This window comes from Georgenia sunbinii, from assembly GCF_036421875.1.
Taxonomy (GTDB): Bacteria; Actinomycetota; Actinomycetes; order Actinomycetales; family Actinomycetaceae; genus Georgenia_B; species Georgenia_B sunbinii.
Genome location: NZ_JAZGOL010000012.1, coordinates 13,638 through 40,575, shown reverse-complemented (window position 1 = coordinate 40,575; position 26,938 = coordinate 13,638). Strand labels below are relative to the sequence as shown.

At 68.3% G+C, this 26,938-nt stretch carries 28 protein-coding genes; 12 read left to right on the top strand and 16 right to left on the bottom strand.

From position 1 onward, the window contains the following. Window positions 1–581 precede the first annotated feature (581 nt). On the top strand, window positions 582–1,541 hold the full coding sequence (locus V2J52_RS16815) for a hypothetical protein (RefSeq protein WP_331228895.1): 960 nt from the start codon (window positions 582–584) through the stop codon (window positions 1,539–1,541). Window positions 1,542–1,620: 79 nt separating this feature from the next. After that, window positions 1,621–2,046, top strand: a complete 426-nt coding sequence (locus tag V2J52_RS16810) for a hypothetical protein (RefSeq protein ID WP_331228894.1) — start codon at window positions 1,621–1,623, stop codon at window positions 2,044–2,046. Here V2J52_RS16810 and V2J52_RS16805 read toward each other — a convergent pair. Next, the gene (locus tag V2J52_RS16805; protein WP_331228893.1) at window positions 1,979–2,587 is read right to left on the bottom strand and encodes a recombinase family protein; all 609 of its coding nucleotides are present in this window, start codon (window positions 2,585–2,587) and stop codon (window positions 1,979–1,981) included. The genes V2J52_RS16810 and V2J52_RS16805 overlap by 68 nt on opposite strands. A 256-nt stretch (window positions 2,588–2,843) precedes the next feature. On the opposite strand from V2J52_RS16805, the gene cmtR reads away from it, so the two are divergent. From cmtR to V2J52_RS16785, 4 genes are all read left to right on the top strand, one after another. Further along, entirely contained in the window at window positions 2,844–3,203 is a 360-nt protein-coding gene (gene cmtR, locus V2J52_RS16800) for a Cd(II)/Pb(II)-sensing metalloregulatory transcriptional regulator CmtR (RefSeq protein WP_331228892.1), read from the top strand. Beyond that, the gene (locus V2J52_RS16795; RefSeq protein ID WP_331228898.1) at window positions 3,200–5,104 is read left to right on the top strand and encodes a heavy metal translocating P-type ATPase; all 1,905 of its coding nucleotides are present in this window, start codon (window positions 3,200–3,202) and stop codon (window positions 5,102–5,104) included. Before cmtR ends, V2J52_RS16795 begins: the two co-directional genes overlap by 4 nt. Before the next feature lie 66 nt (window positions 5,105–5,170). Then, window positions 5,171–5,782 carry a cadmium resistance transporter gene (locus V2J52_RS16790; protein WP_331228891.1) on the top strand — a complete coding sequence of 204 codons (612 nt, stop codon included), beginning with the start codon at window positions 5,171–5,173 and terminating at the stop codon, window positions 5,780–5,782. Window positions 5,783–5,815: 33 nt separating this feature from the next. Next, the gene (locus V2J52_RS16785; RefSeq protein ID WP_331228890.1) at window positions 5,816–6,439 is read left to right on the top strand and encodes a methyltransferase family protein; all 624 of its coding nucleotides are present in this window, start codon (window positions 5,816–5,818) and stop codon (window positions 6,437–6,439) included. A gap of 325 nt (window positions 6,440–6,764) precedes the next feature. On the opposite strand, the gene V2J52_RS16780 is transcribed toward V2J52_RS16785, so the two are convergent. After that, window positions 6,765–7,154 carry a heavy metal-responsive transcriptional regulator gene (locus V2J52_RS16780; RefSeq protein WP_331228889.1) on the bottom strand — a complete coding sequence of 130 codons (390 nt, stop codon included), beginning with the start codon at window positions 7,152–7,154 and terminating at the stop codon, window positions 6,765–6,767. 69 nt (window positions 7,155–7,223) lie between these two features. Here V2J52_RS16780 and merA point away from each other — a divergent pair, with 69 nt between their 5' ends. Further along, window positions 7,224–8,672 (top strand): mercury(II) reductase, encoded by a 1,449-nt coding sequence (gene merA, locus V2J52_RS16775; RefSeq protein WP_331228888.1) that lies wholly within the window; start codon window positions 7,224–7,226, stop codon window positions 8,670–8,672. A gap of 141 nt (window positions 8,673–8,813) precedes the next feature. On the opposite strand, the gene V2J52_RS16770 is transcribed toward merA, so the two are convergent. The 4 genes from V2J52_RS16770 to V2J52_RS16755 all read right to left on the bottom strand — a co-directional run bounded on the left by V2J52_RS16770 (window position 8,814) and on the right by V2J52_RS16755 (window position 12,067). Continuing rightward, a complete protein-coding gene (locus V2J52_RS16770; RefSeq protein WP_331228887.1) occupies window positions 8,814–9,773 on the bottom strand; it encodes a hypothetical protein in 960 nt (319 codons plus the stop codon). Further along, window positions 9,757–10,314, bottom strand: a complete 558-nt coding sequence (locus V2J52_RS16765; RefSeq protein ID WP_331228886.1) for a DUF6932 family protein — start codon at window positions 10,312–10,314, stop codon at window positions 9,757–9,759. Before V2J52_RS16765 ends, V2J52_RS16770 begins: the two co-directional genes overlap by 17 nt. A 113-nt stretch (window positions 10,315–10,427) precedes the next feature. After that, window positions 10,428–11,540, bottom strand: a complete 1,113-nt coding sequence (locus V2J52_RS16760) for a DUF4192 family protein (RefSeq protein ID WP_331228885.1) — start codon at window positions 11,538–11,540, stop codon at window positions 10,428–10,430. Between the two features lie 122 nt (window positions 11,541–11,662). Beyond that, a complete protein-coding gene (locus V2J52_RS16755) occupies window positions 11,663–12,067 on the bottom strand; it encodes a hypothetical protein (protein ID WP_331228884.1) in 405 nt (134 codons plus the stop codon). A 334-nt stretch (window positions 12,068–12,401) separates the two neighbouring features. Between V2J52_RS16755 and mobC the strand changes: the two genes are divergently transcribed. The 5 genes from mobC (at window position 12,402) to V2J52_RS16730 (ending at window position 16,835) form a co-directional block, all read left to right on the top strand. Next, window positions 12,402–12,689, top strand: a complete 288-nt coding sequence (gene mobC, locus V2J52_RS16750; protein ID WP_331228883.1) for a plasmid mobilization relaxosome protein MobC — start codon at window positions 12,402–12,404, stop codon at window positions 12,687–12,689. Next, the gene (locus tag V2J52_RS16745) at window positions 12,686–14,386 is read left to right on the top strand and encodes a relaxase/mobilization nuclease domain-containing protein (protein WP_434056444.1); all 1,701 of its coding nucleotides are present in this window, start codon (window positions 12,686–12,688) and stop codon (window positions 14,384–14,386) included. The genes mobC and V2J52_RS16745 overlap by 4 nt, the downstream gene beginning before the upstream one ends. A gap of 16 nt (window positions 14,387–14,402) precedes the next feature. Next, complete coding sequence (locus tag V2J52_RS16740) at window positions 14,403–15,245, top strand: hypothetical protein (protein WP_331228881.1); 843 nt, start codon at window positions 14,403–14,405, stop codon at window positions 15,243–15,245. Between the two features lie 81 nt (window positions 15,246–15,326). Beyond that, the gene (locus V2J52_RS16735; protein ID WP_331228880.1) at window positions 15,327–15,776 is read left to right on the top strand and encodes a hypothetical protein; all 450 of its coding nucleotides are present in this window, start codon (window positions 15,327–15,329) and stop codon (window positions 15,774–15,776) included. 93 nt (window positions 15,777–15,869) lie between these two features. After that, on the top strand, window positions 15,870–16,835 hold the full coding sequence (locus tag V2J52_RS16730) for a hypothetical protein (protein WP_331228879.1): 966 nt from the start codon (window positions 15,870–15,872) through the stop codon (window positions 16,833–16,835). 218 nt (window positions 16,836–17,053) lie between these two features. Here V2J52_RS16730 and V2J52_RS16725 read toward each other — a convergent pair whose 3' ends face one another. The 10 genes from V2J52_RS16725 to V2J52_RS16680 form a co-directional block, all read right to left on the bottom strand. Further along, on the bottom strand, window positions 17,054–17,212 hold the full coding sequence (locus tag V2J52_RS16725) for a hypothetical protein (RefSeq protein ID WP_331228878.1): 159 nt from the start codon (window positions 17,210–17,212) through the stop codon (window positions 17,054–17,056). Window positions 17,213–17,400: 188 nt separating this feature from the next. After that, on the bottom strand, window positions 17,401–18,000 hold the full coding sequence (locus tag V2J52_RS16720; protein WP_491062197.1) for a MerR family transcriptional regulator: 600 nt from the start codon (window positions 17,998–18,000) through the stop codon (window positions 17,401–17,403). A gap of 392 nt (window positions 18,001–18,392) precedes the next feature. Further along, window positions 18,393–18,851: a DUF4913 domain-containing protein gene (locus tag V2J52_RS16715; protein WP_331228876.1), complete on the bottom strand. Its 459-nt coding sequence runs from the start codon at window positions 18,849–18,851 to the stop codon at window positions 18,393–18,395. Then, window positions 18,848–20,644: a type IV secretory system conjugative DNA transfer family protein gene (locus tag V2J52_RS16710; protein ID WP_331228875.1), complete on the bottom strand. Its 1,797-nt coding sequence runs from the start codon at window positions 20,642–20,644 to the stop codon at window positions 18,848–18,850. The genes V2J52_RS16715 and V2J52_RS16710 overlap by 4 nt, the downstream gene beginning before the upstream one ends. Next, entirely contained in the window at window positions 20,641–22,188 is a 1,548-nt protein-coding gene (locus V2J52_RS16705) for a type IV secretory system conjugative DNA transfer family protein (protein ID WP_331228874.1), read from the bottom strand. The genes V2J52_RS16710 and V2J52_RS16705 overlap by 4 nt, the downstream gene beginning before the upstream one ends. Continuing rightward, the gene (locus V2J52_RS16700; protein ID WP_331228897.1) at window positions 22,185–23,693 is read right to left on the bottom strand and encodes an SCO6880 family protein; all 1,509 of its coding nucleotides are present in this window, start codon (window positions 23,691–23,693) and stop codon (window positions 22,185–22,187) included. Before V2J52_RS16700 ends, V2J52_RS16705 begins: the two co-directional genes overlap by 4 nt. Further along, window positions 23,680–25,353: a TrbL/VirB6 family protein gene (locus V2J52_RS16695; protein ID WP_331228873.1), complete on the bottom strand. Its 1,674-nt coding sequence runs from the start codon at window positions 25,351–25,353 to the stop codon at window positions 23,680–23,682. Before V2J52_RS16695 ends, V2J52_RS16700 begins: the two co-directional genes overlap by 14 nt. Beyond that, complete coding sequence (locus V2J52_RS16690) at window positions 25,353–26,102, bottom strand: DUF8175 domain-containg protein (RefSeq protein ID WP_331228872.1); 750 nt, start codon at window positions 26,100–26,102, stop codon at window positions 25,353–25,355. Before V2J52_RS16690 ends, V2J52_RS16695 begins: the two co-directional genes overlap by 1 nt. A gap of 12 nt (window positions 26,103–26,114) precedes the next feature. Then, window positions 26,115–26,417 carry a hypothetical protein gene (locus V2J52_RS16685; protein WP_331228871.1) on the bottom strand — a complete coding sequence of 101 codons (303 nt, stop codon included), beginning with the start codon at window positions 26,415–26,417 and terminating at the stop codon, window positions 26,115–26,117. After that, window positions 26,417–26,899 carry a DUF6668 family protein gene (locus V2J52_RS16680; protein WP_331228896.1) on the bottom strand — a complete coding sequence of 161 codons (483 nt, stop codon included), beginning with the start codon at window positions 26,897–26,899 and terminating at the stop codon, window positions 26,417–26,419. Before V2J52_RS16680 ends, V2J52_RS16685 begins: the two co-directional genes overlap by 1 nt. Window positions 26,900–26,938: the final 39 nt, after the last annotated feature.

Here is a 26,938-nt window from a genome sequence, read left to right as displayed (position 1 = left end):
GGGTGAGGTGATGGCCCACTGGGCGATAAACGCAGTGATCTCATCGGGGGTGAAGAACGCCCCACGAGCCTTCCTCAGGTCGGGGGTGTCCGTGGGGTGGACGAGGGGCGCATACGACACGTGCCTATCTTGACGTACGCCACCAACACGCTCCGGCAGACATGCTGGCGCGGGTCCTTGCCGTCATGGCACACCGTTCACATGTGACGGCGATGCGCGACGGGTCTCGGGGTTCCAACCCCGAGACCCGTCGGCCGGCACGGGCAGTTTCGTCAGCAGCACCCTCCCCTGGCCCGTCCAGGTAGACACTCCCTCACTGCCGGTGCACTCCATCGCTCAGACGTGCACCTGACCACCGGCTCGGCCTGGCCTTGGCGGCAACTGCATGAGCCCCTTGCTCCCAGTTGCTGAGTCGCTTCCTCCAGGTCGTGGTCACTACGCTACACCTAGTGGCCGGGTTTCACCACGCTGACCTGCGACGATGCCGTATCTGCAGAACTACCGATCGCTGTTGACCAGGATCTGGTTAGTGCTAGTGTATGAAATGGTATGCCAATAGAGCCGGAGTGGGGTGGAGCCAGATGGAGGAAGTAGAGAGGACATCTAGTTCATCGCGACGCCGAGGAGTGATCGCCGCTCGAACTGGCGTCAAAGTGGGGCGTGAGGATCTGAGCGAAGCCTCTCAACGTGAGGTCGAAAGGCTTCTCAACTCGGCTGCGGGACGCCGAACGACGACCCCGGTTCGCAAGTCCTTTGTGCGCACGGCCAACCCGGAGAGCCCGCCTCCTCTGGCGCAGATCGTCTCCACGCGGGGACGCGGCGGCGCCGTCCCGCTGAAGCTGTACCTCGGTCTGATCCGACGCAGTTCGGCCGAGCCGTACGATTCAACGCTGTCGGCTCGTCGGTGGGCCGCGCTGCTCGACCTTGAAGACGCCGCCCATAGAGGTGCGCGACGGGTCAACGATGCGATCAAGCGCCTGGAGGAGTTGCGGCTGATCGAGGTCGAAGTTAGCCGAGGGGCTGCCTCGAGGATCACGCTTCTCCGCGAGGACGGGTCTGGGGATCCCTACCGCCCGCCCAGCGAGCGGAGACCCGCTCAGGCGTCGAGGCGCGCCAAGCAGCAGGAGGTCGAGCTGTATCTGCAGATGCCCGACCGGCTGTGGGAGGGATACATCCAGCGCATGGCGGCGCCCGGGCTTGCCATGCTCCTAATCCTCCTCGCGGAGCCTGAGAGCACTCGGGATGGGATGTGGTGGTCGACCCAGAACTTCCCAGATTGGTATTGCATCAGGTCATCGATGCGAACCAGCGGCACGCGCGAGCTAGAGAGCCTCGGGCTGCTGCGTGTTAAGAAACGGATGCTCGATACGCCCCGGGGTGGCAACGACGACGACAGGGATCGCGTACGGAATATCTACTACTTGGCGGGGGCGGCTCTTCGGTCGGAGACGTCCAGCGCCGCCGCCGTCCCCAGCTCAACTGCGAAGCGGGCGACAGTGACGTCGGGGAGTACGGGACGCCGACTGAAGAGGGCCCAGTGACGTTCTGGCCGGATGACGGGCGCGGGCTCCAGTGCCGAAGCCCCTCCGGCTACCGGCTGCCGTGGTTACCCTTCGCGACATGACCCCTGCCGCACTGTGGCTCATCGCCACAATCGCGCTTGTTGTCGGAGCGGGGCTCATCGCGTGGGCCGTGCTTCGCCGAGCTCGCCCTGCCCTGCATGCCGAGATTCTCATCTGGCTCACCGGCAGCATCGCGCTACTCGTCTTCACCTTCTGGGCGTTCGCGCTGGTTTTCGGGCACGGACAGCTGCCGAACAGCGAGGAGGATCCCGACTGGCTCAGGTCTGTCATCCTGGCTGCCGCGCCGACCGCCGGCCTCATCGGCGCCTCGGTCGCGGTCGCCATCTCGATCCGTAAACAGCGCACCTCCGAGGTCGCCGACGAGCTCGCGACTGTACGAGCCTTCCGCGACCGGTTCAACACGGCTTGGCTCCGGCGGAGAGCAGTTCTTCGCTCGGGGCTGCTGTCAGGTCGGGAGCGTTGATCGCGCGGTAGATGGTGGCGCGGGAGACACCGAAGCTACGGACGAGGTCGGAGATGGGCTCTCCGCCGGCGCGCAGTGAGCGCACCTGCCTGGCTTGGTCCTTGGTGAGTTTGGGGGGGCGGCCGGTGTGCCGACCACGGAGGCGAGCGGCCTCGCGGGCGGCGGCGGCGCGTTCGTGCATGAGGTCGCGCTCGTACTCGGCCAGGGAGGCGAAGATCCCGGCGAGCATCCGTCCGGTGGAGGTGGAGTAGTCGATCCCTTCGCGCAGGGACCGCAAGAGCACCTCGGCTTGGGTCAGTGTCTCTACGGTCCGGATCACTCCGGACAGGGAGCGGCCGAGCCGGTCCAGTGCGGTGACCACGACGGTGTCGCCGGGACGGACGTAGTCGAGCAGCTGGGTAAGGCCCGGGCGGTCGTCCCGTGCACCGGAGAACTTGTCACTGAAGATTCGCTCACAGCCCGCCGCGGTCAGTGCGTCGCTCTGCGCCTCGAGGGACTGGTGGCCGGTGCTGACTCTGGCGTAGCCGATGGTCGACGACATCTTCCGAGTGTCACAGAACTCGGCGTGCTGGCGCGGCCCGACGCGCCGAGTTTCGCACCTACTTGTGAGGTGCCTGCCTGCGGGTCGGCGGCGTCGGAAGATGTCTCATGTGTCGGTGTATCAGAACCAAGGAACTGAGACGCTCGTCATCAACACACCGGGAGGTCGAGTCCGTACTGCTCTTCTCCGGCAAGCCTCCCTAAGTTGTCCCGCGCAGCGCGGCCTGTATGGTCAGTGCCTGCTGTATGGTCAGTGCATGCTGACTATTGCTTCGCGGTTGGACGTGATGAACCGGTTGGGCCGGGCGATGGCCGACCCGACCCGCTCCCGCATCCTCATGACGCTGCTCGAGGGCCCGAGCTACCCGGCGGTGCTCGCCCGCGACCTGGGCCTGACCCGGTCGAATGTGTCCAACCACCTGACCTGCCTGCGGGACTGCGGCATCGTCGTGGCCGAGCCCGAAGGGCGCCAGACGCGGTACGAGATCGCCGACCCTCACCTGGCGGCGGCGATGACCGCGCTGGTCGAGGTGACGCTGGCGGTCGATGAGAACGCCCCGTGCCTCAACCCGGCCTGCGCGGTGCCCGGCTGCTGCCCGAGCGGGACCGCGGCATGAGCGCCACCACCCACGCGCCCGCCGAGGAGCTGGAGACCGACGACGAGCACGAGGCACCGTGGTGGCGTGACCCCGCCGTCATGATCCCCATCGCCTCGGGGGCTGCGTTCGTGGCCGGGCTGGCCTGTGAGTGGTCCGGCGCCCACAGTGCAGCGCTCGTGCTGTTCTGGGTCGGCCTACTGCTCGGGGCCTCCACGTTCGTCCCCGGTGCGCTGCGCAAACTCGCCACGGGCAGGCTCGGCATCGCACTGCTGATGACGATGAGCGCCACCGGCGCGGTCATCCTCGGCCACGTGGAGGAGGCCGCGGCCCTGGCCTTCCTCTACACCATCGCCGAAGCCCTCGAAGACCGCGCGATGGACCGGGCGCGTGCCGGGCTGCGTGCCCTGCTCAAGCTCGTGCCCCAGAGCGCCACCGTCCTCACCGACGGTCAGACGGTCACCGTCCCGGCCCGTGACCTGAGCGCGGGGCAGGTCATGGTCATCCGCCCCGGTGAGCGCATCGCCACCGACGGAATCATCCGTACCGGGCACAGCAGCCTGGACACCTCGGCCATCACCGGTGAGTCCATCCCCGTCGAGGTCGGCCCCGGTGATGAGGTGTCTGCCGGGGCGATCAACACCGCCGGTGTCCTGCAGGTCGAGGCGACCGCGACCGGCACCGACAACTCCCTGACCACGATCGTGAGCCTGGTAGAGCAGGCCCAGGCCGAGAAGGGGCAACGCGCCCGGCTCGCCGACCGCATCGCCCGCCCGCTCGTGCCCGGCGTCCTGGTCGTGGCCGTGCTGGTCGCGCTCATCGGCTCACTTGCCGGTGACCCGCAGACGTGGATCACCCGCGCCCTGGTGGTGCTCGTGGCCGCCTCGCCGTGTGCGCTGGCGATCGCGGTGCCCATCACCGTGGTCTCCGCGGTCGGCTCGGCCAGCAAGTTCGGCGTCATCATCAAGAGCGGCGCGATCTTTGAGCGCTTCGGGGATATCGGGCACGTCGCCTTCGACAAGACCGGGACCCTGACCAGGAACCGGCCCACCGTCACCGCCGTCGTTCCCACCGGCGACGTGACCGAGGAGCAGGTCCTGGCCTGGGCCGCCGCGCTCGAGCAGCACAGCACCCACCCCCTCGCCGCCGCCATCACCCAGGCCGCTCCCGCAACCCCCGCGGCTCAGGGCATCACCGAGGAAGCCGGTCACGGCATCCACGGCACCGTCGACGGCGGTGAGGTGCGGGTCGGCAGCCCCCGCTGGGTCGACCCCGGTCCCATAACCGACCGGGTCCGTGCCCTGGAGGCCCAGGGGATGACCGTTGTCGTCGTGCACCGCGACGGCGCGGTCGCCGGGGCGATCGGGGTGCGTGACGAGCTCCGTTCCGAGGTCCCCCAGGTCATCACGACGCTGGCGGGCGACGGCATCGGCGTCACGATGCTCACCGGGGACAACGAGCGCACCGCCCGCGCCCTCGCGGCGCAGGCCGGCATCAGCGACGTGCGCGCCGAGCTGCGCCCCGAAGGCAAGTCCGCCGCCGTGGGCGAGCTCAGCGCCCAACGGCCCACCGCGATGATCGGTGACGGAATCAACGACGCCCCCGCCCTGGCCGCGGCCGACGTCGGGATCGCGATGGGAGCCACCGGCTCCGACGCCGCGATCGAGTCCGCCGACATCGCCTTCACCGGTCAGGACCTGCGCCTGCTGCCCCAGGCCATCGCCCACGCCCGACGCGGGCGGCGCATCGTCAACCAGAACATCGTCCTGTCGCTGCTCATCATCGCCGCGCTGCCACCCCTGGCCATCACCGGCGTCCTGGGCCTGGCCGCCGTCGTGCTCATCCATGAGATCGCCGAGGTCCTGGTCATCCTCAACGGCCTGCGCGCCGCACGCACGCACCAGCCCGCGCTCGGACGCTGACGCCGTGGGCCAACGCGGCCCCATTGACCACCGCCAGCGGTCCGACGCGCCCTGAAAGGCAACCCGATGGAACTGCTCACCCCGATCCTGCAGGCGATCGGCCTGTTCGTGGCCACGAACATCGACGACATCATCGTGCTGTCCCTCTTCTACGCCCGCGGCGCGGGCCAGCGGGGCACCACCCGCAAGATCCTGCTCGGTCAGTACCTCGGCTTCGGGGGCATCCTGCTGGCCGCCGTGGTGGTCTCCCTCGGGGCTCGCTCCTTCCTGCCCGAGGCGGCCCTGCCCTACTTCGGACTCATCCCGCTCGCCCTGGGCCTGTACGCGGCATGGCGAGCGTGGCGCAACCGCGGTGACGACGATGATGAGGATGACGAGGCCAAGGTCGCCGGCAAGCAGGTCGGAGTCCTGACCGTGGCCGCCGTGACGTTCGCCAACGGCGGGGACAACATCGGGGTCTACGTCCCCGTCTTCGCCACCGCGTCCACCACCGCGATCATCGCCTACTGCCTCGTCTTCCTCGCCCTGGTCGGCCTCCTCGTGCTCGCAGCCAAGTACGTCGCCACCCGCCGACCCATCGCCGAGGTCCTCGAACGCTGGGAACACATCCTCTTCCCGCTGGTCCTCATCGGCCTCGGCATCGTCATCCTCCTCGAGGGCGGCGCCTTCGGCCTGTAACACCCACCACTAGACGACCCACGGAGCCCCCTCGTGACCACTGATGCCGCCGCAGCCACGGCACTGACCTTGTACCTGGCCGGCCTGGTGGCCGCGTTCGGTGCGCGCTCCTGGATCCACCGCCGACGCACCGGGTCCACCGGCTTCCGCGGCCTGAGCGGCGCCCCCGGATCGGCCGAGTCGTGGGGCGGGACCCTCTTCACCGCCGCCCTCGCGCTCGGCGCCGCGGGCCCCGCCCTGGTCCTCACCGGCACCACGGCCCCCATCACCCTGCCCCCGGCCATCCTGTGGGCGGGCTTCGCACTGGCCATCGCCGGCTTCGCCGGCGTCCTGGCCGCCCAGGCGGGAATGGGTGCCTCGTGGCGGATCGGTGTCGACACCACCGAGCGCACCGGTCTGGTCACCTCCGGCATGTTCGCCGTGGTCCGCAACCCGATCTTCACCGCGATGCTGACCGCGCTGCTCGGAGTGACACTCCTGGTCCCGACGGCGGTGACGGCCACGGCGCTGGTCTGCCTGCTCCTGGCCGTGGAGATCCAGGTCCGCCTCGTCGAAGAGCCATACCTGATCCGCACCCACGGGCACGCCTACGCAAGCTACTCCGGAAGAGTAGGCCGGTTCCTCCCTGGCCTCGGCCAGCTCACGCGCAACCGTTGACCCGCCCCTTCAGCAGCGTGAACGTTCCATCGCCGCAACCTCAGGACGCTCGGTCCCGGCGCGACTGGCAGTTCGAGGTCCTCGCCGGCGCGCCGCGCTACTGACCCCCACCCGCGGCCGGCGACGCCTTCGCTTGCGGGCGGGGTCGGTCAGTCGCGGGAGATGCGAAGGGCGACCCAGAGCCCGCACCTTCGGCAGATGTAGGCCTGCTCGTTCCCGAGTGCGTGCAGTGCCTTGCGTGACCGCAGCCGGCCGCAGCATGAGCACCGCTGCCGGGTGTCATCGACCATGTCGCGATGGTGCCATGGCCCGTGATCGCTCGGGGTCACAGGTAGCGGCAGATCTCCTCGGGGGAGCACGTCGCGGGGTCGCCGGCGGCGGCGTCCTCGCGTAGGTCGGCGATCGTGGTGCGTAGCTGCTCGAGCTCGGCGAGCTGTCGGTCGATCACCTCGAGGCGGGTGTCGAGCAGGTCGGTGACGTGCTGGCAGGGGGCGTGCCCCCGGTCGCGGATGTCCAGCACCTGGTTGATCTGGGCCAGGGTCAGCCCGGCGGCTTGCCCCCGGCGGATGAAGTCGAGCCGGTCGAGCACGTCGGGGCCGTAGTCCCGGTACCCCGCCGGGGTCCGGTCCGCGGCGGGCAGCAGCCCGAATTCCTCGTAGTACCGCAGGGTCTTGGTTGTCGTGCCTGACGCCTGGGCCACCTCGCCGATCCGCATGCCACTCATTCTGCCTTGACCTTCCAGTGCACTGGAAGGTCGATCCTGAGGGTGACGAAGGAGGAGCTCATGACGGCAACGGCTAAGGCCGGGTCGTATGACCTGGCGGTGATCGGGTCGGGTGGGGCGGCGTTCGCGGCCGCGATCCGCGGCACCAGCCTGGGCAAGCGGGTGGTGATGATCGAGCGGGGCACCGTCGGCGGTACCTGCGTGAACACCGGGTGTGTGCCATCCAAGGCCCTGCTCGCGGCCGCCGAGGCCCGCCACGTCACCCTGGACGCCGCCCGGTTCCCCGGCCTGCCGGCCCCCGGCGTCGGGCCGGTGGACATGGCCACCCTGGTCGCCGGTAAGGATGAGCTCGTCGGATCGCTGCGCAGCGAGAAGTACCTCGATCTGGCTACCGCGTACGGATGGGACCTCCTTCCTGGGGAGGCAACGTTCGTCGGCACACCGACCGAGCCGGCACTGCGCGTCACCGGCCCGGGCGGCACGGTGCAGACCGTCCGGGCCGCGCGCTACCTGATCGCCACCGGATCCACGCCCTGGGCGCCGCCGGTCCCCGGCCTGCAGGAGGCCGGTTACCTGACTTCGACCACCGCGATGGAGCTGGACCACGTCCCGGAATCGCTGCTGGTCATCGGCGGCGGTTACGTCGCCATGGAGCAGGCCCAGCTCTTCGCCCGGCTCGGCGCCCGGGTCACCATGGTGGTCCGCTCACGCCTGGCGTCCCACGAGGAACCCGAGGCGTCCACCGGCCTCGAGGAGATCTTCGCCGACGAAGGCATCCAGATCATCCGCGGGGCGGCGCCCAGCGCGGTGCGCCGCGACCCGGCCACCGGCGAGGTCGCGCTCACCGCCACCACAGCCGACGGTTCACAGGAACTCCAGGGCGCCGAGGTCCTCGTTGCCACCGGCCGCCGCCCGGTCACGGGCACGCTCGGCCTCGACACCGTCGACGTACGCACCGGCAAGCTGGGCGAGGTCATCGTCGACAACCACCTGCGCACCACCAACCCGCGCATCTGGGCCGCCGGAGACGTCACCGCCCACCGGCAGTTCGTGTACGTCGCCGCCGCCCACGGCACCCTGGCCGCCGACAACGCCCTCACCGGCTCCGGCCGCGAGGTTGACTACCGCCACCTGCCCCGGGTTGTGTTCACCAGTCCGGCCCTGGCCGCCGTCGGGATGACTGACCAACAGGCCTCCGCCGCCGGGATCCGCTACGACAGCCGCGTCCTGCCCCTCGCGCACGTCCCACGCGCGATCGTCAACCGCGACACCCGCGGGCTCATCAAGATGGTCACCGACGCCGACACCGGCCGCATCATCGGCATCACCGCCTTAGCTCAGGACGCCGGCGACCTCGCCGCCGCCGGCGTCTACATCCTCGAGGCCGGCATGACCATCGACCAGGTCGCCAACCTCTGGAGCCCCTACCTGACCATGGCCGAAGGCCTCAAGCTCACCGCCCAGGCCTTCACCACCGACATCACCAAACTCTCCTGCTGTGCAGCATGAAACCCGTATAGGGATCGGCTCTGGGACGACCATCAGCGCAGTCCGTCGCCTGACTCGGGACCGGAAGCCGCCATGAAGCGTCGACAGAACCCCGCCACTAAACGGCGAAAGACACACGTCGTGGAGCTGATTGGTGTTCAGTCAGGGCTCGTCCACGCGCTCGATGCTGATGAGCGTGTAAGTCACAACCTCATCGCCACCTGCGCGTTGCTCGGTGGTCACGTTGATGCGAGCGTCCACAACATCACCGACGTTGAGCGTGTGGATATCCGGGGGTAGTTGATCGCCGAGCTGCACTCGCATTGGAGCGCCGGCGACTTCAAGGTCGAGCGGGCGCCGATCACTGACCGTATGGACGGTGCCGCGAACAACTAGCTCGTCGTCGTCGAGCCCGTTGTTGGCGATGACCTGCTCAAGGAAACGCGCCTCGCTGGACGTAACGGCGGCGCTGATGGTTGGCCTCCGCGGCTCTTGCCATGAGAGGTTCAAATCAAGGTCGTCGTCGGCCACGATCTTGAGAAACGCGCGGACCGCGCTGGCAGCTCGTGGTCCGAGCTCGGCGAATTCGGCGCGGAACTCTCGGGCTGTGGGGTCTGCTGTTGCTCCCGCTCGGAGAAGGCGGATGACCTCCTCGAGGCTACGGTCGGACAGCGGCCGGCTTGTGTCGTCGAGCGGTACTTCGCCGTTGGGGTAGAGCTCGGCCGCCGGCGACTGCTCGGGAGTGATTGCGAGCCTGACTGATCCCGGAGCGGGTGCGGCGTCAAGGCGCAAGTTCGTGCGCTGGACCAGCGATGCCGGCAATGATCCCCTCGAGCTCGTGATGCCGTCGAGAGCTCCACCGACAGCAGAGACGGTGCGCTGGAAGCTGCTAAGGACGCCCCCGAGGTCAGACAGGCGAATGCTGTGGCCGACAACACCGGACCCGGCGAGGCGCAGTTCCCCTCGGGAGGTGCCAGGGCGTCCTGGGGCGATGCGGGCAGCTAAGGTCTCCCGGCTACGGCGTGCGAGGTCGTTCGGCGTGGACCACTCCAGCGCGACGCCTTGGAGAGCGGCGTCCTCGAGCAGCCCGGCGAGGAAGTCGTCGTCAGGGTTGGAAGTCATCGAGAATCACCTCCAAGTAGCCACGCTTGGGCAGTGCGTCTGATGGCACTCGCGGCGCCATCTTTGGTCCGCTGAGACTGCGTTGCCATAGGTCATCCCAGTATCCCCGGTCGGCGACGTAGTCGCTGAATCCCGGAGCCATGCGTGCGCCGTCCGGATCGGGCACCCAGTCAATGACGAACGTGTCGAGCCGGCTGCCACGGAGCGTGCGCAGCGCCTGGCCCTGGGAGAGCAGCGAGAGGAAGCCGCGGTACAGCGGGCTCGTGACGGCTGCAGCTTGACGGGCGTCGATGAGATAGATGACGTCGAGGTCGTCGGGGTTCAACTTGTCGGTAAGGAAGCTTCCTCCCAGCCACGCGGCGGCAACTGGAACCACTTTTCTCGCCTGTGCGGTCACTTGCAGCCAGTCGGCCCAGACGGTCGGTCGGGTAGTGGACGCGGCCCACATCGGGTCGGCGACGAAGGCGCTTTCGACCTCTGGGATCGTCGCCGGGTACCGGCCTCGAGGAAGCGCGCCAACTGCTGTCAGCGGCGGAATCATCGACCGAAGTCTACGGTCAGGATCCGCTCCCGCAGGCGGGAACGAGAGAAGCCCTGTATGCGACCGAGTTGGAGAGTGGTGAGCCGCCGTGCTCGTGACGCGGGGTTCTCTGTTCACCTGTCGAGGTCGGGTTCGCGTCGGGGGGCCGGCGGAAGCCGACCGCCCGGACGTTCGCCTTGGTGCTTGCCGGGGCCGGTGGTGGGGGTACCCGGGAAGGAGGCGCCGTGCAGGCCGGAGGTCTGCTCGCGTCTGAACGCGGTGTCTGCGCCCTCGGCCGCGGCTGCCAGGTCGCCGGCGAGGTCGTCGACGGCGGGTGGCGGCAGTCGCAGGGCGTGCCCCATCTCAACGAGCTCGGTCAGTCGTGCGTGAGTGCCGGACCGGTCGGCATGGGTGAGTACTTGCTCGGTGCCGACGCTGTTGCCGTTGACGTAGAGGCTGGCGGCCGCCAGCGTGGCGAGCCCAGGCCGGTAGGCCGCGGGCGCGGCCCGGTAGAGATCCACCAGGAGGTGGGTCTTGGCGCGATCACGGCCAGTGTCGGCGAGCAGGGAGTCGCGCACCAACTTGTGGCTCAGTGCCAGGTGCGCGAGGCGTGAGAGGTCTTCGGGACGGCGTTCGGCCTTCGGTCGGGTCAGGTCCTCGAGCAGTGCCCGGGCCTGGGCCTGGCGCACTGAAGGGAGCGTCGTCGCGATCGTGTCAGCGACACCGCCAGTGACCTGCGGGTAGGCGGGTTCCGGGTGCGGCTGGTAGCGCAGCAGCAGGTCCTCGCGAGAAGCGGCGGGAGCCGCTCCTCCAGCGACGATGTAGTCGGCGGGTGGGACCAGCTCGTAGGTGGCGTCAGCGGGGCCGAGAATTGGATCGATGACCCGGGCCGTGTTGGCCTCCCGGTCGACCGCGATCCCGATGTGTGCGTTGCCGTACTCGGCGAACGCCCCGCACAGCAGGACCGCCCGCTCGTGCGCGTGGGGTCCATAGGTGACGGGGATGAAGTCGTTGACGCCGGCGGCGGCGAAGGGGCCGGAGATCCGGCCGGCCATCCACCGCGCGTGCCCGGCACCGTCGGTGACGTCGGAGTCCCAGCTGACGGCAGCGACGGGCCCGAGTTGGCCGTCAGCGATGGTGGCGATGGCTACCTGGTCGTCGCGGGGCTGGTACTCGAGCTGGTAGGGGATGGCGCCGGCAATCAGCGCTGCGTGGCGAGCCGCCAGAGCGCCTGGCTGCTCACTCATCAGACTCGCCGCCGACGTCGAGTGGGATAGGCAAGCCGCGCCCTGTGTCGATGGTCGCTGTGGGGGAGGGGCTGGTCTCCCCGTGGGTGGGTCGTGCAGCGATCGCTTCGGCGATCATGGACTCAGCTGGTGACTCGCTCATGGTCGGTGTCCCCCGTGCTTGGTGTGCTGCTCTCAGTGGTCGGCTGAGAGGTGGTGCCGTTCGCCTTGCCCGTTGCGCTGGTGCGGCGACGTGCGCGTGCGGCGCGCTTCTTCTTCTCCGGCTCTGGGAATCCGATCTTGCGCAGCTCGGTCGTTGACCAGCCGGCGCTCAGTGCGGCGTTGTAGGCGCGCAGGTCGTCGCGCTGGGCGTCGTTGATGCGGCTGGCGATGCGTGCCTCGAGCTCGGCGCGTTCGCGCTCGGTTTCCTCGCGCACGTCGACGATGCGCTGGCGCGCCTCGGCGAGTGACTGGATGGATTTCAGGCGCTGCTCCTGGGCCTGTCGAGCGCGCTCGACGGCCTCGTCAGGTGTTGGTACTCGAGGCATACGACGAGCGTACGGTGAGACGTGCGTCACGTCGAGAGTTTGGGCGGCAATTCTCCCAGGGTGAGGTTACAGACCAGCGGAGTCCCGACGGAGCAAGCTATACACTTAGCCCGGCTAAGTGGCTTTCCCGCTCGACGCCGGGCGCCGGTGGGTGCACACTGGACGTGTGAATCCCCGCCGTGGGCGGGGTCGCTGCGCTGGGCAGGAAGGCTGGTGATCTGCTGTGAGCACTGAGGCTCCACGGAGTCGCCAGCTCGCGCGCCGGCGGCGCGCCAATGTGCAGGGTGGGCGACCGCACCGGCACGAGGTCAAGGTGTCGCCCGAAGAAGAGGGAATGCTGCTGCGCCTGGCCGCCGAGCAGGGCGTCACGGTGCCCCGCCTGCTGGTGGAATCGGCACTAGCCGTCGAGGCGGCCGAGATGCCGAGCGAGCGACGCAATGCGATGGCCGAGCTGTTCGCGCTTCACCGGCTGCTGGCGTCCATCTCCAACAACGTCAACCAGATGGCCAAGGCCACCAACGCCACCGGCGAGGTGCAGGCAGAACTCGGCGGCACCCTGGCGGCGGTGCGCCGTACCGCCGAGCGCATTGACGACGCCATCGATGGGTTGAGTCTGCCGTGATGCCCAACGTGGTCCGCGGGGATCGCATGGCCGGACTGATGACGTACCTGGTGGGCCCGGGCCGGACCAACGAGCACACCGATCCGCACCTGGTGGCCGGCGACCCGGCCCTGATGGCATGGCATGACGATGACGAGCTGAACCGCGAGGCCGGCCTTGCGGTCGCGCGTCATCTGGACCGACCCAGGACCGCCTACGACGTCGAGGTCAAAGGTGGGCACGTGTGGCACTGCTCGCTGTCTCTGCGAGCTGACGAAGGCTCGTTGACTGACGAGCAGTGGGGGGCCATCGCAGGCGACTTCATCACGGCGATGGGCTTTGATGACAACGAGGGCAGCAAGGCACCCTGCCGCTGGGCCGCGGTGCGTCATGGGGTGTCGGCCAACGGCAACGACCACATCCACATCGCCGTCAACCTCGTGCGCGAGGACGGCACCAAGGCCTCGATCCATCACGACTTCGCCAGGGCGCAATCGGCCACGCGGGCACTGGAGGTCAAGTACGGCCTGGAAGAACTGGAGTCGGTGCGCGCCGAACGCGCGACCCGCGGCTACAACCCCGCCGAGCAAGAGGCCCAAGCCCGCGCCCGAGCCCGCGCCAAGCACGAGCGCCGGCGGGCCAAACACGGGGAGAACCTGCCCGCGTGGGAGGCGTTGGACGGTGCTGACCGTCAGGGACGCATCGCTGCCGAGCTGCGCACCGACCAGCCGCGCTACGTGCTGGCACTCAAGGTGCGCGCCGCGGCGACAGCCAGTGAATCCGAGGCCGAGTTCGTGCGCCGGCTACGCCGCTCCGGGCTCCTGGTTCGACCAAGGTATGCCTCGGGGCGCACCGACGTCGTCACCGGCTACACGGTCGCCCAGCGACCAGAAGCCGGTGAACGGCCCATCTGGTACGGCGGGGGGAACCTGGCCCGCGACCTGTCGCTGCCACGGCTGCGCGACGGCTGGCCGGACACACCGACTGGTGCCAGTGAGGCCGTGGCGGAGTGGAACGCCGCCAAGCGCGGCAAGCGCGTCACAGCGAGCGGCCGTGAGGCCCACGAGCCTGATCCCCAGCTGTGGGAGCAGCACAACACCGAGCTGCAGGCCCTGGTCGACCGGCTGCGTTCGGTTGACGTCCATGACCGCGACACCTGGGCCACCGTCGCCCGCCAGACAGCCGGGGCGCTAGCCGCCTGGTCCAACGCCATAGAATACACACCCGGTGACCTCGCAGCAGCCGCCGAGGCGCTGTCCCGGTCGGCCCAGACCTACCGCCGCACGGTGCCACCGACCAAGGCCGGGACAGTGGCCATCTCGGGGGCGGCGATGCTGCTGGCCAGCGCCACCCGAGGCGGGAAGGGAAAGGTCGCCCAAGCGGCGATGGTGCGCCAGCTCCTGCGGCTCACACAGGCTGTCTATGACGCCTCCGTGGCCGCCGGCCAGCTGCGCCACGCCCAGCTCCTGGCCAACGACACCCGCACCCGCCTGCTGCGGCTACGCGACGCACTGCCACAACCGGTACACCCAGCCCCGGCGGGCTCAGCTCAACAGTCAAGCGCGCTCGACCCACAGGCCCAGCAGATGCTGGAACGAATGCAGGCCGGCCACGCGCACGACGCCACCCAGGCCGCCTCCGCGCTGCCCACGAAACTCCAGCCGGACCAGCGGCGCACCACAGCTAAGCCGGGCGCAGACCGCGGCCCGGAACGATGAACAAGGGGGATTCGTCATGGTTGAGGAGACCGACGGCATCGAGGAAGCCTTCGAGGGCCAGGTCCGCGTGCTTGTCACGGCGGCAGGACAGATCGCAGAGCGGCTCGCTCGCGGCCGTGAGCAGGCGCTGCGCCGCGTCCAGGCCCACAGCGAGCAGGAGACGCGGGAGATGCACTCGCGTCTCGAGGCTGAGCATCGCGCGGCACGTGCCGAGCTCGGTGGCGTCTACCGGGCCGAGTGGTGGGATCGAGCCACCCCCGAACAGATCGGCCACGCCTATCAGGTCGCCCGAGCGTGGGCGCACGAAGATCCAGAAGCCGTCAGGGCAGAGCAGCGCATCCGCGACGAGCTGCGCACCCGGTACGGCATCGACGCCGACAACACCGGCGCCACACCCGCCGCGGTGAACGCGGCCATGCAGCGCGCCGAGCACGAGCGGGCGCAGGCCGACGCCGAGCGAAACCGTGAGCAGGTAGATCGCGCCGAAGCCCACCGCCTGCTGCGGGACGCCGACCACGAAGAGCGTCTCTCGGAGGAAGCCAGTGCGGCCGCTCACCACGAACCTCACCCGGACGAGCGGCTACGCGCAGCGGTCGACGCCGAGCTCCGAGAAGCCGCAGCGGACCACCTGCGCGCAGACGGCCGCGCCATGTACGACAGCGCGGAAAGACGGCAGAGCATCGCCCACGAACTCGAAGCCAAAGGCATCGACCAGAAGGTCGTGGCCACCAAGATCCGCGCTGACGTCAGCCAAAGCCGGCCAGCCACCGAGGCGGTCAAGCGCGTGGGCGGGGTGCCGAAGGCGCGGAGCGCCAGAGTGCGCGGAATGCAGCGGCATCGCGCCGGACTCGATCGGTAGACACGTATGCCAGGGACCTGGATGCAGGTCCCTGGCAGTCAGCAGCCACGACGTCGCTACTGTCCACACTAGAGTCGGGTCGTGCTGGATGACTTCCTTCTTGGCGTTCTTGCGTCTGCCATCACCGGTGTGGTCCTGTGGGCAGTGCTGCCACGTGGTGTCACCCTGACGCGTTCCGTCGAGGGAGTAGAACCTGACGCTTGGCTGGTCCGTAATGTCTCGGCGGTACCCGCCCAGCTCACCTCCGTCACATGGCAGGGGGTTGACACCGTAGAGGGGGACAAGGTCGTCTGGCGTGACGTTCCCGTCGAAGCGGAGCACGATGCCGCGCTCCGGCTGGTCCCGAATGAGGACCAACTGTTCTACGAGCTGACTCTGACGCGCAGGAGATGGCGGGGATTCGTTATTCCGCCTGGTGACGACCTGACCGCGACCGTCTTCAACAACCGCACCCTTCGTATCAAGTACCGTCGAGCGGGCATCACGGGGATCTTCGAGCGGCGCGAGCTCCGCATCCACGGCGGCACATAGTTCCGCGTGCCGCCGCGCGCGGTCGGCACTGGAGTTCCCTGAACCCAGCCCAACAGGTACTCGAGGGCAGCGCCACGGTGCAATGATCGCCCGGTGACTCAGGAAGAGGGCGGGTTGGAAGATGTAGGCGTGCACCTCTTTCGAGTCGGCCCTGCCTACGTAGAGCACTGGCTTCACGAGCTGGAGCACTGGCGACCTTCGCCGGCGGAGCGCACTGTCGTCGAGTCGTTGCGAGACGCGCTTCTACAGCTGCTTGAGCTTCGGGACGCGGTGCAGCGCGCGCGGGGGGAATTCGGACCTGTGAGCGTCTTCTACCCGCAGAACTACCCGTCGATAAACCAAAAACACAGGCTCTATCGCGCAACCGTGGACTATTATCAACAGTTCTATGCCGCGGCTGATAAGTTGACGAACGTTATGCGGCGGCATAGAGACGTCTTTGCCAACGTGCCTCACCGAAGCGTCGCAAAGTTTCTGACGTGGCTCGAGCCATTCGCGATGTTTCCCGAGGAGTCGTTGGACCTGCTCGAGTCTGCCAGGAGGTTTCGCGCACTCATAAATCACTCATCGTCCTTCCAGCTTTTCGACTGGCACACCGTGAGCACGGAGCAGTTCTATGTACGCGTGGTATTTGTGGGGGAGAAGTCTTCAACTGGTTTCTTGCCCGAAGGTTCGACTCCTATAGACGGTCCAGAGGACGATCTCGCTCCGCTGCTGCTGGCAACGCAGGAGGAGGAGTTGGATGAGGGTGACGTAGCCGAGTTCAGACCTGGCTGGTACTTCATCGCGCCCGATGAAGACTTGGTGACGTGGGCGCTGTGTGTGCAGCTGAACTCGGTCATGCAGCGGATCGCAATTACGCGGGATAATTCGCCTGTCGTGACCTGCGACTGGCGCCCTACCTTGACGGGTGACGACGTCAGAACCGATTATCCGATCTTCGCGGCAACGTCAGGCGTGATGGCTGGGTCATGGACCACCGAATTTGCGACTAGCGCGACCGTGTACATGGACGACACGGTCGCTCCGGAGGGCCACGACGCTACAAACTCCGAATGAGGGAGCCCTATTGGCCCTGGCACTGGTCAATCCCTGAGCATGACTAGGCGTCAGTAAGTACCCACCGTTGCGCGGGGTTAGGGGAATGGTGCCGAAGAGGCCGGGGTGCTGAGCGTGCGTTCGTTCCAACGACGCGGGAATGTCATAACTACGGATTATCGGCATGGGCTGATTTTGGGCAGAGCTCTCCCTACCCCTGAGAAAGGCGCTTTTGTGCGCTACCTGCTCTGTCGGTTGCGCTTCGCCTTGGCGAGACGGACGGCACGCTGGTTCACGCGGTCCGATACCAAGGGAAGTAGCCGGAGCGCGAAGTGCCCGGCAGCGGTGATCAGAGCAGGCGCGAACAGGTGTCCTGCCAGAGCGGCGAGGATCTCCATGATCGCGACCTCCTTATGGGGGTGCCCAGCCTGTGGGACTGGACTTAACCGCAGCACGGTCGCTGCGGAGTCTTGGGTCACGGCAAGGTGCCTGGAGGGGGCTGTTCAGATCGACGGCGGCCTCGAGGCTGGCAGGGGGCAGCCGGCGGGTGGTGAATGCGCACCGAGGAAGGCCTGAACTGCTCTGCTCAGAGTCGACGGGCGACCCGCAGGACCTCAATCGGGTCAAACGTGTGTTTTGAACCCACTGCGGTGAGGGGTTGAAGTAGTCCGCGATGGACCCACATCCGAATCGTTGACGGTGCTACGCCCGCGATCTGCGCAGCCTCGCCCGTGCTGACGGGCCTCCGGGTGAGCTCCCGCGGGACCGCAAAGGGTGGCGCGGGGCGACGTGCCTTGGCCTTGGCCTGGGCATTGGCGCGCTGAAGGTCAGCTCGCTCGTACAGCCGAGCGCGACCGCGAACACCCGAGGACGTCAAGTAACCGCGGTGGACCCACTGCCTGATGGTCGACTGTCTGACGCCGAGCTCGATTGCAGCCTCGGCAGCTGTCAGCTCGTCGTCTTTAGGTGGTGGAGGGTCGGCACACCGGCCGGTCCCCCAGGTCCCCACAGACGGTAGGCGGCTTGGAGGTTGCGACGTGAACGGATTCCGGCGAGAGGACTGGGCTGGTGAGGAATTGAACGAGCTCCTCACCGCTGCTGCAACCGCAGGGTCAAGCACGCTTGATGCGGACTTTACGAACTCGCCCATCTTGCGCAGCTCGGCGAGAACTCGGGGGGAGTCCACCCCTAGTTCCCGGGCGAGTTCGTGGACGCGGATCCTCACCTGCTGAGTGTGACAGTGTGACGGTGCCCCGGGAAAGACCACTGCACAGCGAGTCGAGAATCAGCAGCAGGGCAGGAGAAAAGCCCCGGGCGAACCTCGGGGCTTTCGACTTTAGGGCGCACTACACCCCACTAGGGCGTGACGTTACACAGTTTTCGGCCGGCGCACCACTAACGCGTGCCTGCGTGTCGGACACGGGGCCGGGCCCTGGTTGGTGCCACCTGCCCGCCCGGGACAGCACCATGACCTCGTCAGCGAGGCGGAACGCCTCGTCGACATTGCGGACCGTCTTTGGCGCAGACGGGCGCGGGTGAGTCCGGCTGCCCTTGCCATCACCTGCACCTCGTTAGCGGCTACTCGTTACGCACATCGGGAAACAGTCCACCTGGAGGCGCTGCGTATGGAAGGGAGCTGCCTTTCTTGGTCTGGTTGGTCTCCGCCGTTGAATCCGCGGACGCGAACGGGCCATCTGGGTCCATGAGGACGGCCATGTGGTGGTCGGCATGGTCGCGCCACCACACGCTCATTCCGGTGGCTGGGTCTTGGCGCAGATGCTCCCAGGCTCGCCAGAGCGCTTCCAGCCGGATCACTGCCTCGTCGTGTTCCCACCAGCGCGCCGCCCACACCCGCTCTCGGCCGTTGATCCGCCGTCGGTAGACGTGGCGGAGGTACTCGCGTACGAACTCGTCGACGGAGCCGTAGTACAGCGTCGACTGAGCCTCGACGCTTGTGTCGTCTGCTTGCTCATCGACGTCGACCGGTTGGGCGTCAATGCCCTCGTGGTCGTGGTGGTCGTTGGCCCAGTCGCTCATGATGCCTCCTCGGCTCCCACCGTTGTTTCGACGGCGGCCACTTCGCGTTGTGCTTCATGGATGGTGCGCTCGGCCTGTGGATCGTGAGCAGCGATCGAGGCTTCGACCTCGCCGGCGTGGGGTCCGCTCATCCAGGGCTGGGTGCGGATGAGGGTTGGCCGTGAGCCGGAGGCCATCACCACCGCTCGCCCCTTGGGCAGAGCAGCGAGGTCGGCCACGTCGAGGATGCGCTCTCGGTGGAGCTGCTGGGAGACGGTGCGGTGACCGCGCCCGTAGGAGGTGGAGGAGGAGAGGCGGTCGTAGTCCCCGATCATCCGGGACAGGTCTTCGAGGAAGCTGGCCTCGCTGACTCCGCCGCCGTAGACCTTGACGTTGGAGGCGCTCCACAGCTTCTTCATGCCCGACTCGCCCCAGACCTCGGCTCCCTGGGACCAGGACTGCAGGATCGTCATGAGCACGATCCCGCGTGAGCCGTAATGGCTGTACAGATTGGGCAGCTCGCGCCAGCGGCACACGTTGGCTGCCTCATCGAGCACACCCAGCAGCGGAGTACCCAGCCGGCCACCCCGTGAGCGCGCGGCCAAATCCTCGGCCGCCTCGACAACGGCCACCGTGAGCGCGGTGACGAGCGGGCCGGCGGTGCCGCGCCCTTCCTTGGACAGTGAGTACAGTGTGCCGCCATCGGCACGGACGAAGTCTTCGGGCCGGAACTGCGGGCGCTGGTCGGCCAGGCCCTGCGGGGTGACCCAGTGGGCGACCTGCCGGTTCGTCAGGCAGGAGGCCATCTGTTGCGCGGTTCCGAACACGCCCCCGCGCTGTTTCTCGGGGGCCGAGACGACGCCGGCGACCTGGTCGGCGGTCAGGGAGTACCCGTGCTCGTGGAGGATGTCCACAGCGGTCTCGTCCGTGGGCCGGGTCAGCCAGGTGTACACGTCGGTGATGGGCCGGTGGTCCAGTGCCGCGGCGAGCAGCAGGCCGGCGAGCAGGTCTTGTCCGGCCGGGTCGAAGTAGGCATCGGTCTGGGCGCCGGGATCACGCGACCCGGTGGCGAAGTGGTCGGCGAGCTTGGCTGCCCGGACTTCATCGGTCACGTAGGACAGCGGGTTCCACCACCAGGAAGGCTCCTCGAGGGTGATGCTCTGCGGGTCAAAGACCCACACCGGCCCGACCTTCGCCCGCACGTCGCGGGTCGCGTCGACGACGTCGCGCTTGTTCGACGTCACCAGCACCGAGCCGGGAGCGTCCAAGATGGCTGGCACCGCGCGGCTGGTCGTCTTGCCGGTGCGGGGCCCCCAGATGTCGATGTGCATGTCCTCCCACGAGCCGTACAGCGGCTCGTTGTTCGCTACGGCGCGCCCGATCGGCACACCGGCCGAGGAGTCCACGCCCAGGCGCGTAGCCGTGGCTTGAGCACGCTTGCGCGTCAGGTCCTGCACATCGCGGCCGCGACCCATGTAGCTCGCGGCGCGGTCAACCCGTGAGCGCCGCGTCCGGAGGCGATGGACGGCGAGGCCGCCGCCAGCGGTGAGGAGCACGAGCAGCGCAGTCACGCCGGCCAGGACCCACCATCCGGCTGGGCCTGGCCATTGCTGGTCACCGCCCAGCAGCCCAAAGAGGACCGAGAACGGATCGCTGGGCACCTTGGCGCCGGTGCCGGCAAAGCGATGGCCCAGGTGCATCGCGGCGTAGACCGACCCCACCCCGACGACGACCAACACGATGGCCACCCACACGAGGACGGCTTCACTCGAGGCTCCGCCGGGGTCGCGGCGGCGATTGTTCGGCAGGCTCATTGCGGTTCCTCCTGTCCCAGCAGGCCCGTGCGGGAGCGGTCGGTCCACCGCGCGGAGCTCATGTGCAGCGACTTCTCCGCCGCCGTGAGCGTCAGGTCGACGGGGATGCCCGGCCGGCCGCCCACCTTCACCAGGAACTTGCCGAGCCCCGGAGGCGGCGCCTCTCGGCCCTCCTTGGTGTCCCACGCAGGTGGGTCCTGCCATCCGCCGAGGAGCTCCTGCTCCTCGCGAGAGAGACCGACCACGGACGTCAGCAGTGGCATCTCGCTCAGTGGCAGGCCACCGCACACGATGAACCCGGCGCGCTCGATGAAGCCCATGGCCTTTTGCCGGTCCTCCTCGATCGGCAGGGAACGCAGGTCCTTCATCGTGTGAGTGATCATCGCCAACCCCACCCCGACCGTCCGGTTGAGCCGGGTGAGGTAGTCGACGCGATCGACCAGGCCCGGGCCGGCCTTCAGTGCCTGGTGGAGCTCATCGAGCACCACGAAGTAGTGCCGGCGCGTCTCCAGGCCCACGTCGGCCAGGATCTGGGCGATGTTGACCACGGCGAAGCCGGCAGACCACGAGGCCAGCAGCGCGACGGCACGCAGGTCGCTGTCGGACTGCGGGATCGCCGACACGTCGTACACGACCGCGCGGTCACGGCGCATGGGCTGAGTGGTCGGCCTGGCGAACACGTCACCGAACTTCCCACCGGGACACAGCGCAACCAGCGCCGCCTCAAGCTCCTCGGTCACCTCCTGGTAGCGGGTGGCCGCGCCACGGTCGAGCGCGGCCTCGCGCAGCTCGGTCGGAGCCACCTGTACGACTTTCAAGAGGTCGGGGATGACGGGCACGCCGTCGTGGTGCTCGTCTAGCCACGTCAGGGCGCGGGCAAGGATCGTCTCCTCCCGGGCCGTCGGCGGGCTCTTGCGCAGCACCGTGATGAGCGAGGAGAGCATGTTGAGCCGGAGCCCGTGGGCGTCGGCCAACACCTCCTCGGCCTCACGGTCGAAGCCGGCAGCCCGAAGCCGCTGGGCTGCGTCCGGTGCCTCGCCGGGATCGAGGACGTTCAGCGCGCCGCGGTTGCGGCCCAGGGTGATGACCTGACCGCCGAGCTGGGTGACCATCTTGATGTAGTCCGGTCGGGTGTCTCCCAGCACGAGGGGGATCACGCCGTACCCGCTCAGTCCCACCGCCATGCGCATGACCGCTGAGGTCTTGCCCAGGCCTGGGCGGCCGAGGAAGAACACCGAAGGGTTGCCGATGAGATTGGCGCGCTGGTACCAGGAGATCGGGTCGCAGCACAGCGTGGCGCCGGTGTAGATATGGCGCCCGAAGGGGACGCCCACCATGGGGGTGCCGGCGCCCACGGCAAAGGGCCACAGCCCGCAGACCTGCACGGTGGTGCCGCGCCACTCGGCAGGAGTCTGCACATAGAACGACTCGCCGCGGCCGCGACCCAGCCAGCCGCGCATCGGTGGGCGCAGCGGCCTGACCTCCGGTGTGGTGCCTCGAGCACGGCGACGGGCGCGGACATTGAGCTGGTCAGTCGCAGTCACAGCTTCTCCCTCAGCTCGGCTGGAATCTTGATGTGCTTGGGCAGTACGAGCCCCAACGGCAACGCGGCAGCAAAGGCCGAATCCTGAGAGCCGTAGACCGGGCGCAGCCGCAGCCGCGCCGTTGCCGCCAGGTTGTCGACCGCGGCACGGGCGTCGGCCTCCTTCGCCATGTCGTCCACCGTGGCCGAGACGAGCATGCCGAACTGGACGAGGCCAGAGCCGGAGGCTTCCTCGCTTGCCGTGGCGGCCGCCGAGCGGACAGCAAGGCTGTCGCGGGCGGCCGGTTTGCTTGTCGCGGTCAGCCGGAACTCGGCGGCCCGGAGGTCGGCCTCGACGATGGCGGCCGCCCGCGCGGCGTCGATTGGCCGGTAGAGCAGGGTGACGCGCTTGCGGGCGATGTCGCGGTGTGGGGCCAGCAGACGCGCGAGCACGCCGGACTGCACAGCACCGCGCGGCGCCTGACTCATTGCCCAGGTGCACGAGTAGGCCGAGTCGTGCCGGTACCCGTCCCAGCTGGCCTGCGTGGCGGCCGGCCCTACGTCGGGCCAGGACAGCTCGGGAACCTCCGCCGCGGCGTGTGCCTCATCGATGAGGACCGAGGCGGCCGGGTCGTAGGCAACGCGGATGACCTCGCACAACTCCTGCCCCGAGAGCGGATGCGCCGCGCCTGCCCCGGTGGCCTGTAGTCCACCCGTCAGTCCAGGTAGCCGGGCCGCGAGCTCCCGGCCCATCTCTTCGGCCTGACGCCGCTTGCCGCCTGTGCGGTGAGCGGCGTTGAACGTGATGGCGACATACGCCTTGACCGTCGACGAGCCCGCCGGGTAGCGCATCACGACCTCGCGCAGCATCTCTTGGGCGAACGCCGGAGCGTTCTCGTCGAGGTTGATCTCGACCTCGCGCCGCAGACGCGATCCCGAGTCCGGTGCGGTCTCGATCGTGACCGAGGCAGCCTCTACGCCTGGCTCGTCACCGAGGTTGGCGAGCCAGTGACCCCAGTCGGCCACCCAAATGTCGATCTGGTCCTGGTCCACGAGTGCCGCGCCGTCCGGCTCGGTGCCGATGACGATCGAGAAGTTCGACGTGGCGGGGGTGTAGAGCAGCGCGAACGGGCGGCCGTAGGAGTCAGTGAACTCGCTCATCCGGACCGGGGCGGCAAGTCCTGGCAGCTGGAAGGTGCCCCACTCTGAACGCCCAAGCGGCCCTGAGCGGTAGATGTGCGTGCCACGTGACCGCGCGGACCACCATGCCGCTCGTGCCCCCGCCCGGCTGACCAGGCTCCTACCGTGGGAGTCCTTCGTGAGCACCGCGAGCATCACCGCACCCAGCACGCCGGCCACGATCAGCGCCTCGAGCAGTCCGGCGATCATGACCATGAGCACGACCATGATCAACCCGACGAGGAGCAGAGCAGTACCCACCGACCCTAAACCGAGAATCCCTGCCGACGTGGGACGTCGCCAGTTCCCGTAGGTTCGCGGGCCCCTGCTTGTCTCAACTGCTGCCACTTGGACCACCCCCCTCGCCCTCACCAGTCGCTTGTCCACCGACGTTCTGTGCAGCGCTAGACGCCGCTGCGCCCGCGCGCTTTCCGGCCTGAAGCGCGGCACCCGCCGCTAGGCCGACCGGCCCCCCGGCAGCGCTGGCAGCTCCGCTGGCACCTGCGCCCCCGGCCGCCGCGCCACTGCCCGCGCCCGCACTAGCCCCGGCGCCGTTCATCTGCGCCGGCGCTCCCACGGGAGTTGCTCCCGATCCGGCCACTGCGGTGTCGCCGCCTCGAGGCGAGGAGCCTCCTGATTCACCATTCGGCGACATTCCCGAACTGCGGCTTCCGGATGGGCCCGGAGTGCCTGAGGGGCCTCCCGTGCCTCCGGAGCCGCTCGGGCCCGATGAACCACTGCCTGCGGCGCTAGCCGAGGCCGCGCCGCCGCCGGCCGCCAAGCGCCCGATGGCCGCGGCACCGGTTGGCAACGCGGCCATCGCGCCCATCGCCACCGCGCCTCCCGCTGCGCCACCAGCCAGCGCGCCAACCATCGGCGTGACAAAGCGCATCAGTGCTGGCATCGCGAACAAAGCGATGATCATCAGCATCAGCCCCGTCAGCACCGCCAGCAGCCCGGTGCCGTCGTCGGAGAACACGTCAGTCCCGACGAGCTGGAAAGCAGCGGCATAGACGATGGCCGCCGCGGGCTTGTAGAGGATGAACGCCACCAGCCAGGCGACGCACTTCTTGAACCAGCCCTTGCCCATCTCGGTGTTCGTGAACGACGCAGCGAGCGGCAGGATCCCGGTGAGAATGACCAGCATCCCGCCTCGGGCAACCATCAGCAGGATCTGGATCGCTGCGCCGAGGATGGCGATCAGCCCGAGGATGATCACCAGTAGCGCGCCCAGGCCGCCGGCGGTGGAGTTCGTGGTCAGTGCCAGGAGGTTGAGCATGTTCTCCCCGAAGCACGCGGAGTCCGTTGTCACGTCGCACTCGAGGGAACTGTTGATGATCCACACCGAGAATGAGTCGGCAGCGGTGACGAGCAGGCTGACCATCGTCACTCCTGCGCCGGCGACGACCACAAGCGTCAGCAGCGACTTGACCGTCTCTCGGCCCGGCTCGGCGCGCTGCTCCCAGGCCATGCGCGCCGCTCCGATGACGACAGAAACCACCGCAGCGGCGCCCATGTACCACCACAGCCCCGACTGAAGGAAGAGCACCGCACCACCGGCATTGCGGGGGCCCGACGGCAGTACGCCAGTGACGAGCGCGCTAGCTGCGGCCACCAAGACAACGGCGGCCAAGATGAGCCCCACGCGGCCGACGGCAGCGATTCCTTCGCCCGCCCTCATGCGCGTAGCCACCAGGGCGCCCAGCGCGAAGAGCGACAGGATGGCGACCGCCAGGCTGATCCACGTCACGTACCCCATGACGGTCGTGATCGCGGCCCCGGCGACGGGGGCACTGTCCCCCGCACTTAGCCCGGAGGAACCTCCCGTACCGGTGAGGTTAGGCGTCCCGATGTGGACCCACACGGTGCCGAGCGACGCGATGGCCTTGCCGAACGCCTCCATCACCGCATTGGCCATGTTCTCGATTGCATCGCCGATTGCACTGCTCGCCAGCTGCGCCGCCTTACATCCGAAGTCCAGGGCTCCGCAGTCCTGTGCCGCGGCCATTACTCGCCCCAGGAGATGTAGCCGGCGGCATCGGGAATTGTGGCCATGTCGAGTGGTTGGCTTATGTCGGCGCTAATCCTCCAGTCGCCGTGCTGCCAAACGAGCTCGTACACGCCAGAGAGGGTCGCTGCCTGTCCTGCAGCGGAGCCACGTACTGCCAGGTCTACACGGGCAGTTTCTCCGTCGTAGTGCAACAGACGGAACCCAACGGTGGACAGGCGCATCCCCTCCGTCACCGGGCTGCCACCCATCTCCCCGAGTAACTGCTCCCGATAGGGACCCTCAGCGAGGGCGTAGTCCACCCAAGCGGAACTGACCGAGGGGTCCGATCCCTGCGGGATCGCGTTGGCCGCCATGAACAATGCACCCTGAGGTGAGCGCTGGAAGCAGTACCGGACACCGTTCTCATCCGTCGCACCAGGCCCGTAGGTGGAGGAGGTTGGGTAGGCAGTGGTGCCCTGAAACTGCCACTCAGTCTCCGGTGCGGTCGAGAGTGTGCCTTCAGAGTCCCCGTCTTTGAGGCCGCACACACTCTCGTCGTCGGTGGGTTGGGCAGAGGGGTCTGGGGACGTGGCGGACGGTCCCGGCTCCGCTGGCGTGGGGCTCGCGTCGGGGGGATCGTCGCCCGCGCGGGTCGCGTTGAGGATGCCGAGCACGACACCGACAACGACGATCGCCCCGACGAGCACCGCTGCCACCAGAAACCCGGGGCGCGTGAAGGGGCTTCGCGTTTCGTCCTGGTTGCTCATCTACATCACCGGTCAGGTCCCGGCGAGGAAGCCGACGAGAGCCACAGCCGCGGAGATGACGATGACGCCAGCCAGCGACATGCCGATCTTTCCCACGTGTTCTCCGCCCTCACCACGACGGGAGGACACCGCCATCAGCGCACCGGCCGCGAACAGGCCGAGGATGCACACCGCCAGAGCCACCCAGCGCGCCCAGCCAAGAATCGCGGTCAACCCCTCGGTGCCCGGAGGCTGGATGGGGTCTGGGTCCGGCAGAGCTGTCAGAGGGATCAGCGCCGCGATGTCGCCCGCGGTCGAGATTGCCTCGATGATCATTAATCTTCCTTCCGGTTCGCGGTGCCCGTAGGTGCACCAGCTCGAGTCAGCGCTGTCAGTTCCTTGACGAGTTGGCGCACCTGGCGTGGGGCGTCAGGCAGCGAGGCTTCATGGCCGAGACGCCATTCCTCTACCCACGGCACCGTCCACGTCCGGGGCACTCCTCCCCCGACCAGCTGGGCAAGGTCGCGTAGCGGCCGAGGAAGGCGACCCGGAGCGTCGGCAACGACGACCAGACCCAGGAGTTCCACCGACGGGACCAGGCCTGCGGCCCACTGCGTGGCCGCAGTCTGCGCGGACCTGAGGCCGGCCACGTGGGAGCGCGCCACGAGAACGACGCGCGCTGGTGCACTCTCCCCACTTACCCGTGGCCAGGCACCCTCGCCGGCGCGCCACTGCGGTACGAGGGAAGCGAGGGTGCTCTCCCCCGAGCCGCCATGGACACCAATCCACCAGAGCTCCGCCGCGTGGGTGCGCTCCATCACCGGCAACTGGTCGACGTGATCGGGTGCACGCACGTC

Excerpts from the sequence above, each read along its gene's own strand:
- V2J52_RS16755 (WP_331228884.1), bottom strand. The coding sequence starts at position 12,067 with ATGCCTCGAGTACCAACACCTGACGAGGCCGTCGAGCGCGCTCGACAG.
- cmtR (WP_331228892.1), top strand. The coding sequence starts at position 2,844 with ATGCTGACTATTGCTTCGCGGTTGGACGTGATGAACCGGTTGGGCCGG.
- V2J52_RS16805 (WP_331228893.1), bottom strand. The coding sequence starts at position 2,587 with ATGTCGTCGACCATCGGCTACGCCAGAGTCAGCACCGGCCACCAGTCC.
- V2J52_RS16725 (WP_331228878.1), bottom strand. The coding sequence starts at position 17,212 with ATGGAGATCCTCGCCGCTCTGGCAGGACACCTGTTCGCGCCTGCTCTG.
- V2J52_RS16690 (WP_331228872.1), bottom strand. The coding sequence starts at position 26,102 with ATGAGCAACCAGGACGAAACGCGAAGCCCCTTCACGCGCCCCGGGTTT.
- V2J52_RS16695 (WP_331228873.1), bottom strand. The coding sequence starts at position 25,353 with ATGGCCGCGGCACAGGACTGCGGAGCCCTGGACTTCGGATGTAAGGCG.
- merA (WP_331228888.1), top strand. The coding sequence starts at position 7,224 with ATGACGGCAACGGCTAAGGCCGGGTCGTATGACCTGGCGGTGATCGGG.
- V2J52_RS16710 (WP_331228875.1), bottom strand. The coding sequence starts at position 20,644 with ATGAGCCTGCCGAACAATCGCCGCCGCGACCCCGGCGGAGCCTCGAGT.
- V2J52_RS16760 (WP_331228885.1), bottom strand. The coding sequence starts at position 11,540 with ATGAGTGAGCAGCCAGGCGCTCTGGCGGCTCGCCACGCAGCGCTGATT.
- V2J52_RS16715 (WP_331228876.1), bottom strand. The coding sequence starts at position 18,851 with ATGAGCGACTGGGCCAACGACCACCACGACCACGAGGGCATTGACGCC.
- V2J52_RS16770 (WP_331228887.1), bottom strand. The coding sequence starts at position 9,773 with ATGACTTCCAACCCTGACGACGACTTCCTCGCCGGGCTGCTCGAGGAC.
- V2J52_RS16795 (WP_331228898.1), top strand. The coding sequence starts at position 3,200 with ATGAGCGCCACCACCCACGCGCCCGCCGAGGAGCTGGAGACCGACGAC.
- V2J52_RS16810 (WP_331228894.1), top strand. The coding sequence starts at position 1,621 with ATGACCCCTGCCGCACTGTGGCTCATCGCCACAATCGCGCTTGTTGTC.
- V2J52_RS16780 (WP_331228889.1), bottom strand. The coding sequence starts at position 7,154 with ATGCGGATCGGCGAGGTGGCCCAGGCGTCAGGCACGACAACCAAGACC.
- V2J52_RS16815 (WP_331228895.1), top strand. The coding sequence starts at position 582 with ATGGAGGAAGTAGAGAGGACATCTAGTTCATCGCGACGCCGAGGAGTG.
- V2J52_RS16765 (WP_331228886.1), bottom strand. The coding sequence starts at position 10,314 with ATGATTCCGCCGCTGACAGCAGTTGGCGCGCTTCCTCGAGGCCGGTAC.
- V2J52_RS16790 (WP_331228891.1), top strand. The coding sequence starts at position 5,171 with ATGGAACTGCTCACCCCGATCCTGCAGGCGATCGGCCTGTTCGTGGCC.
- mobC (WP_331228883.1), top strand. The coding sequence starts at position 12,402 with ATGCTGCTGCGCCTGGCCGCCGAGCAGGGCGTCACGGTGCCCCGCCTG.
- V2J52_RS16685 (WP_331228871.1), bottom strand. The coding sequence starts at position 26,417 with ATGATCATCGAGGCAATCTCGACCGCGGGCGACATCGCGGCGCTGATC.
- V2J52_RS16740 (WP_331228881.1), top strand. The coding sequence starts at position 14,403 with ATGGTTGAGGAGACCGACGGCATCGAGGAAGCCTTCGAGGGCCAGGTC.
- V2J52_RS16680 (WP_331228896.1), bottom strand. The coding sequence starts at position 26,899 with ATGGAGCGCACCCACGCGGCGGAGCTCTGGTGGATTGGTGTCCATGGC.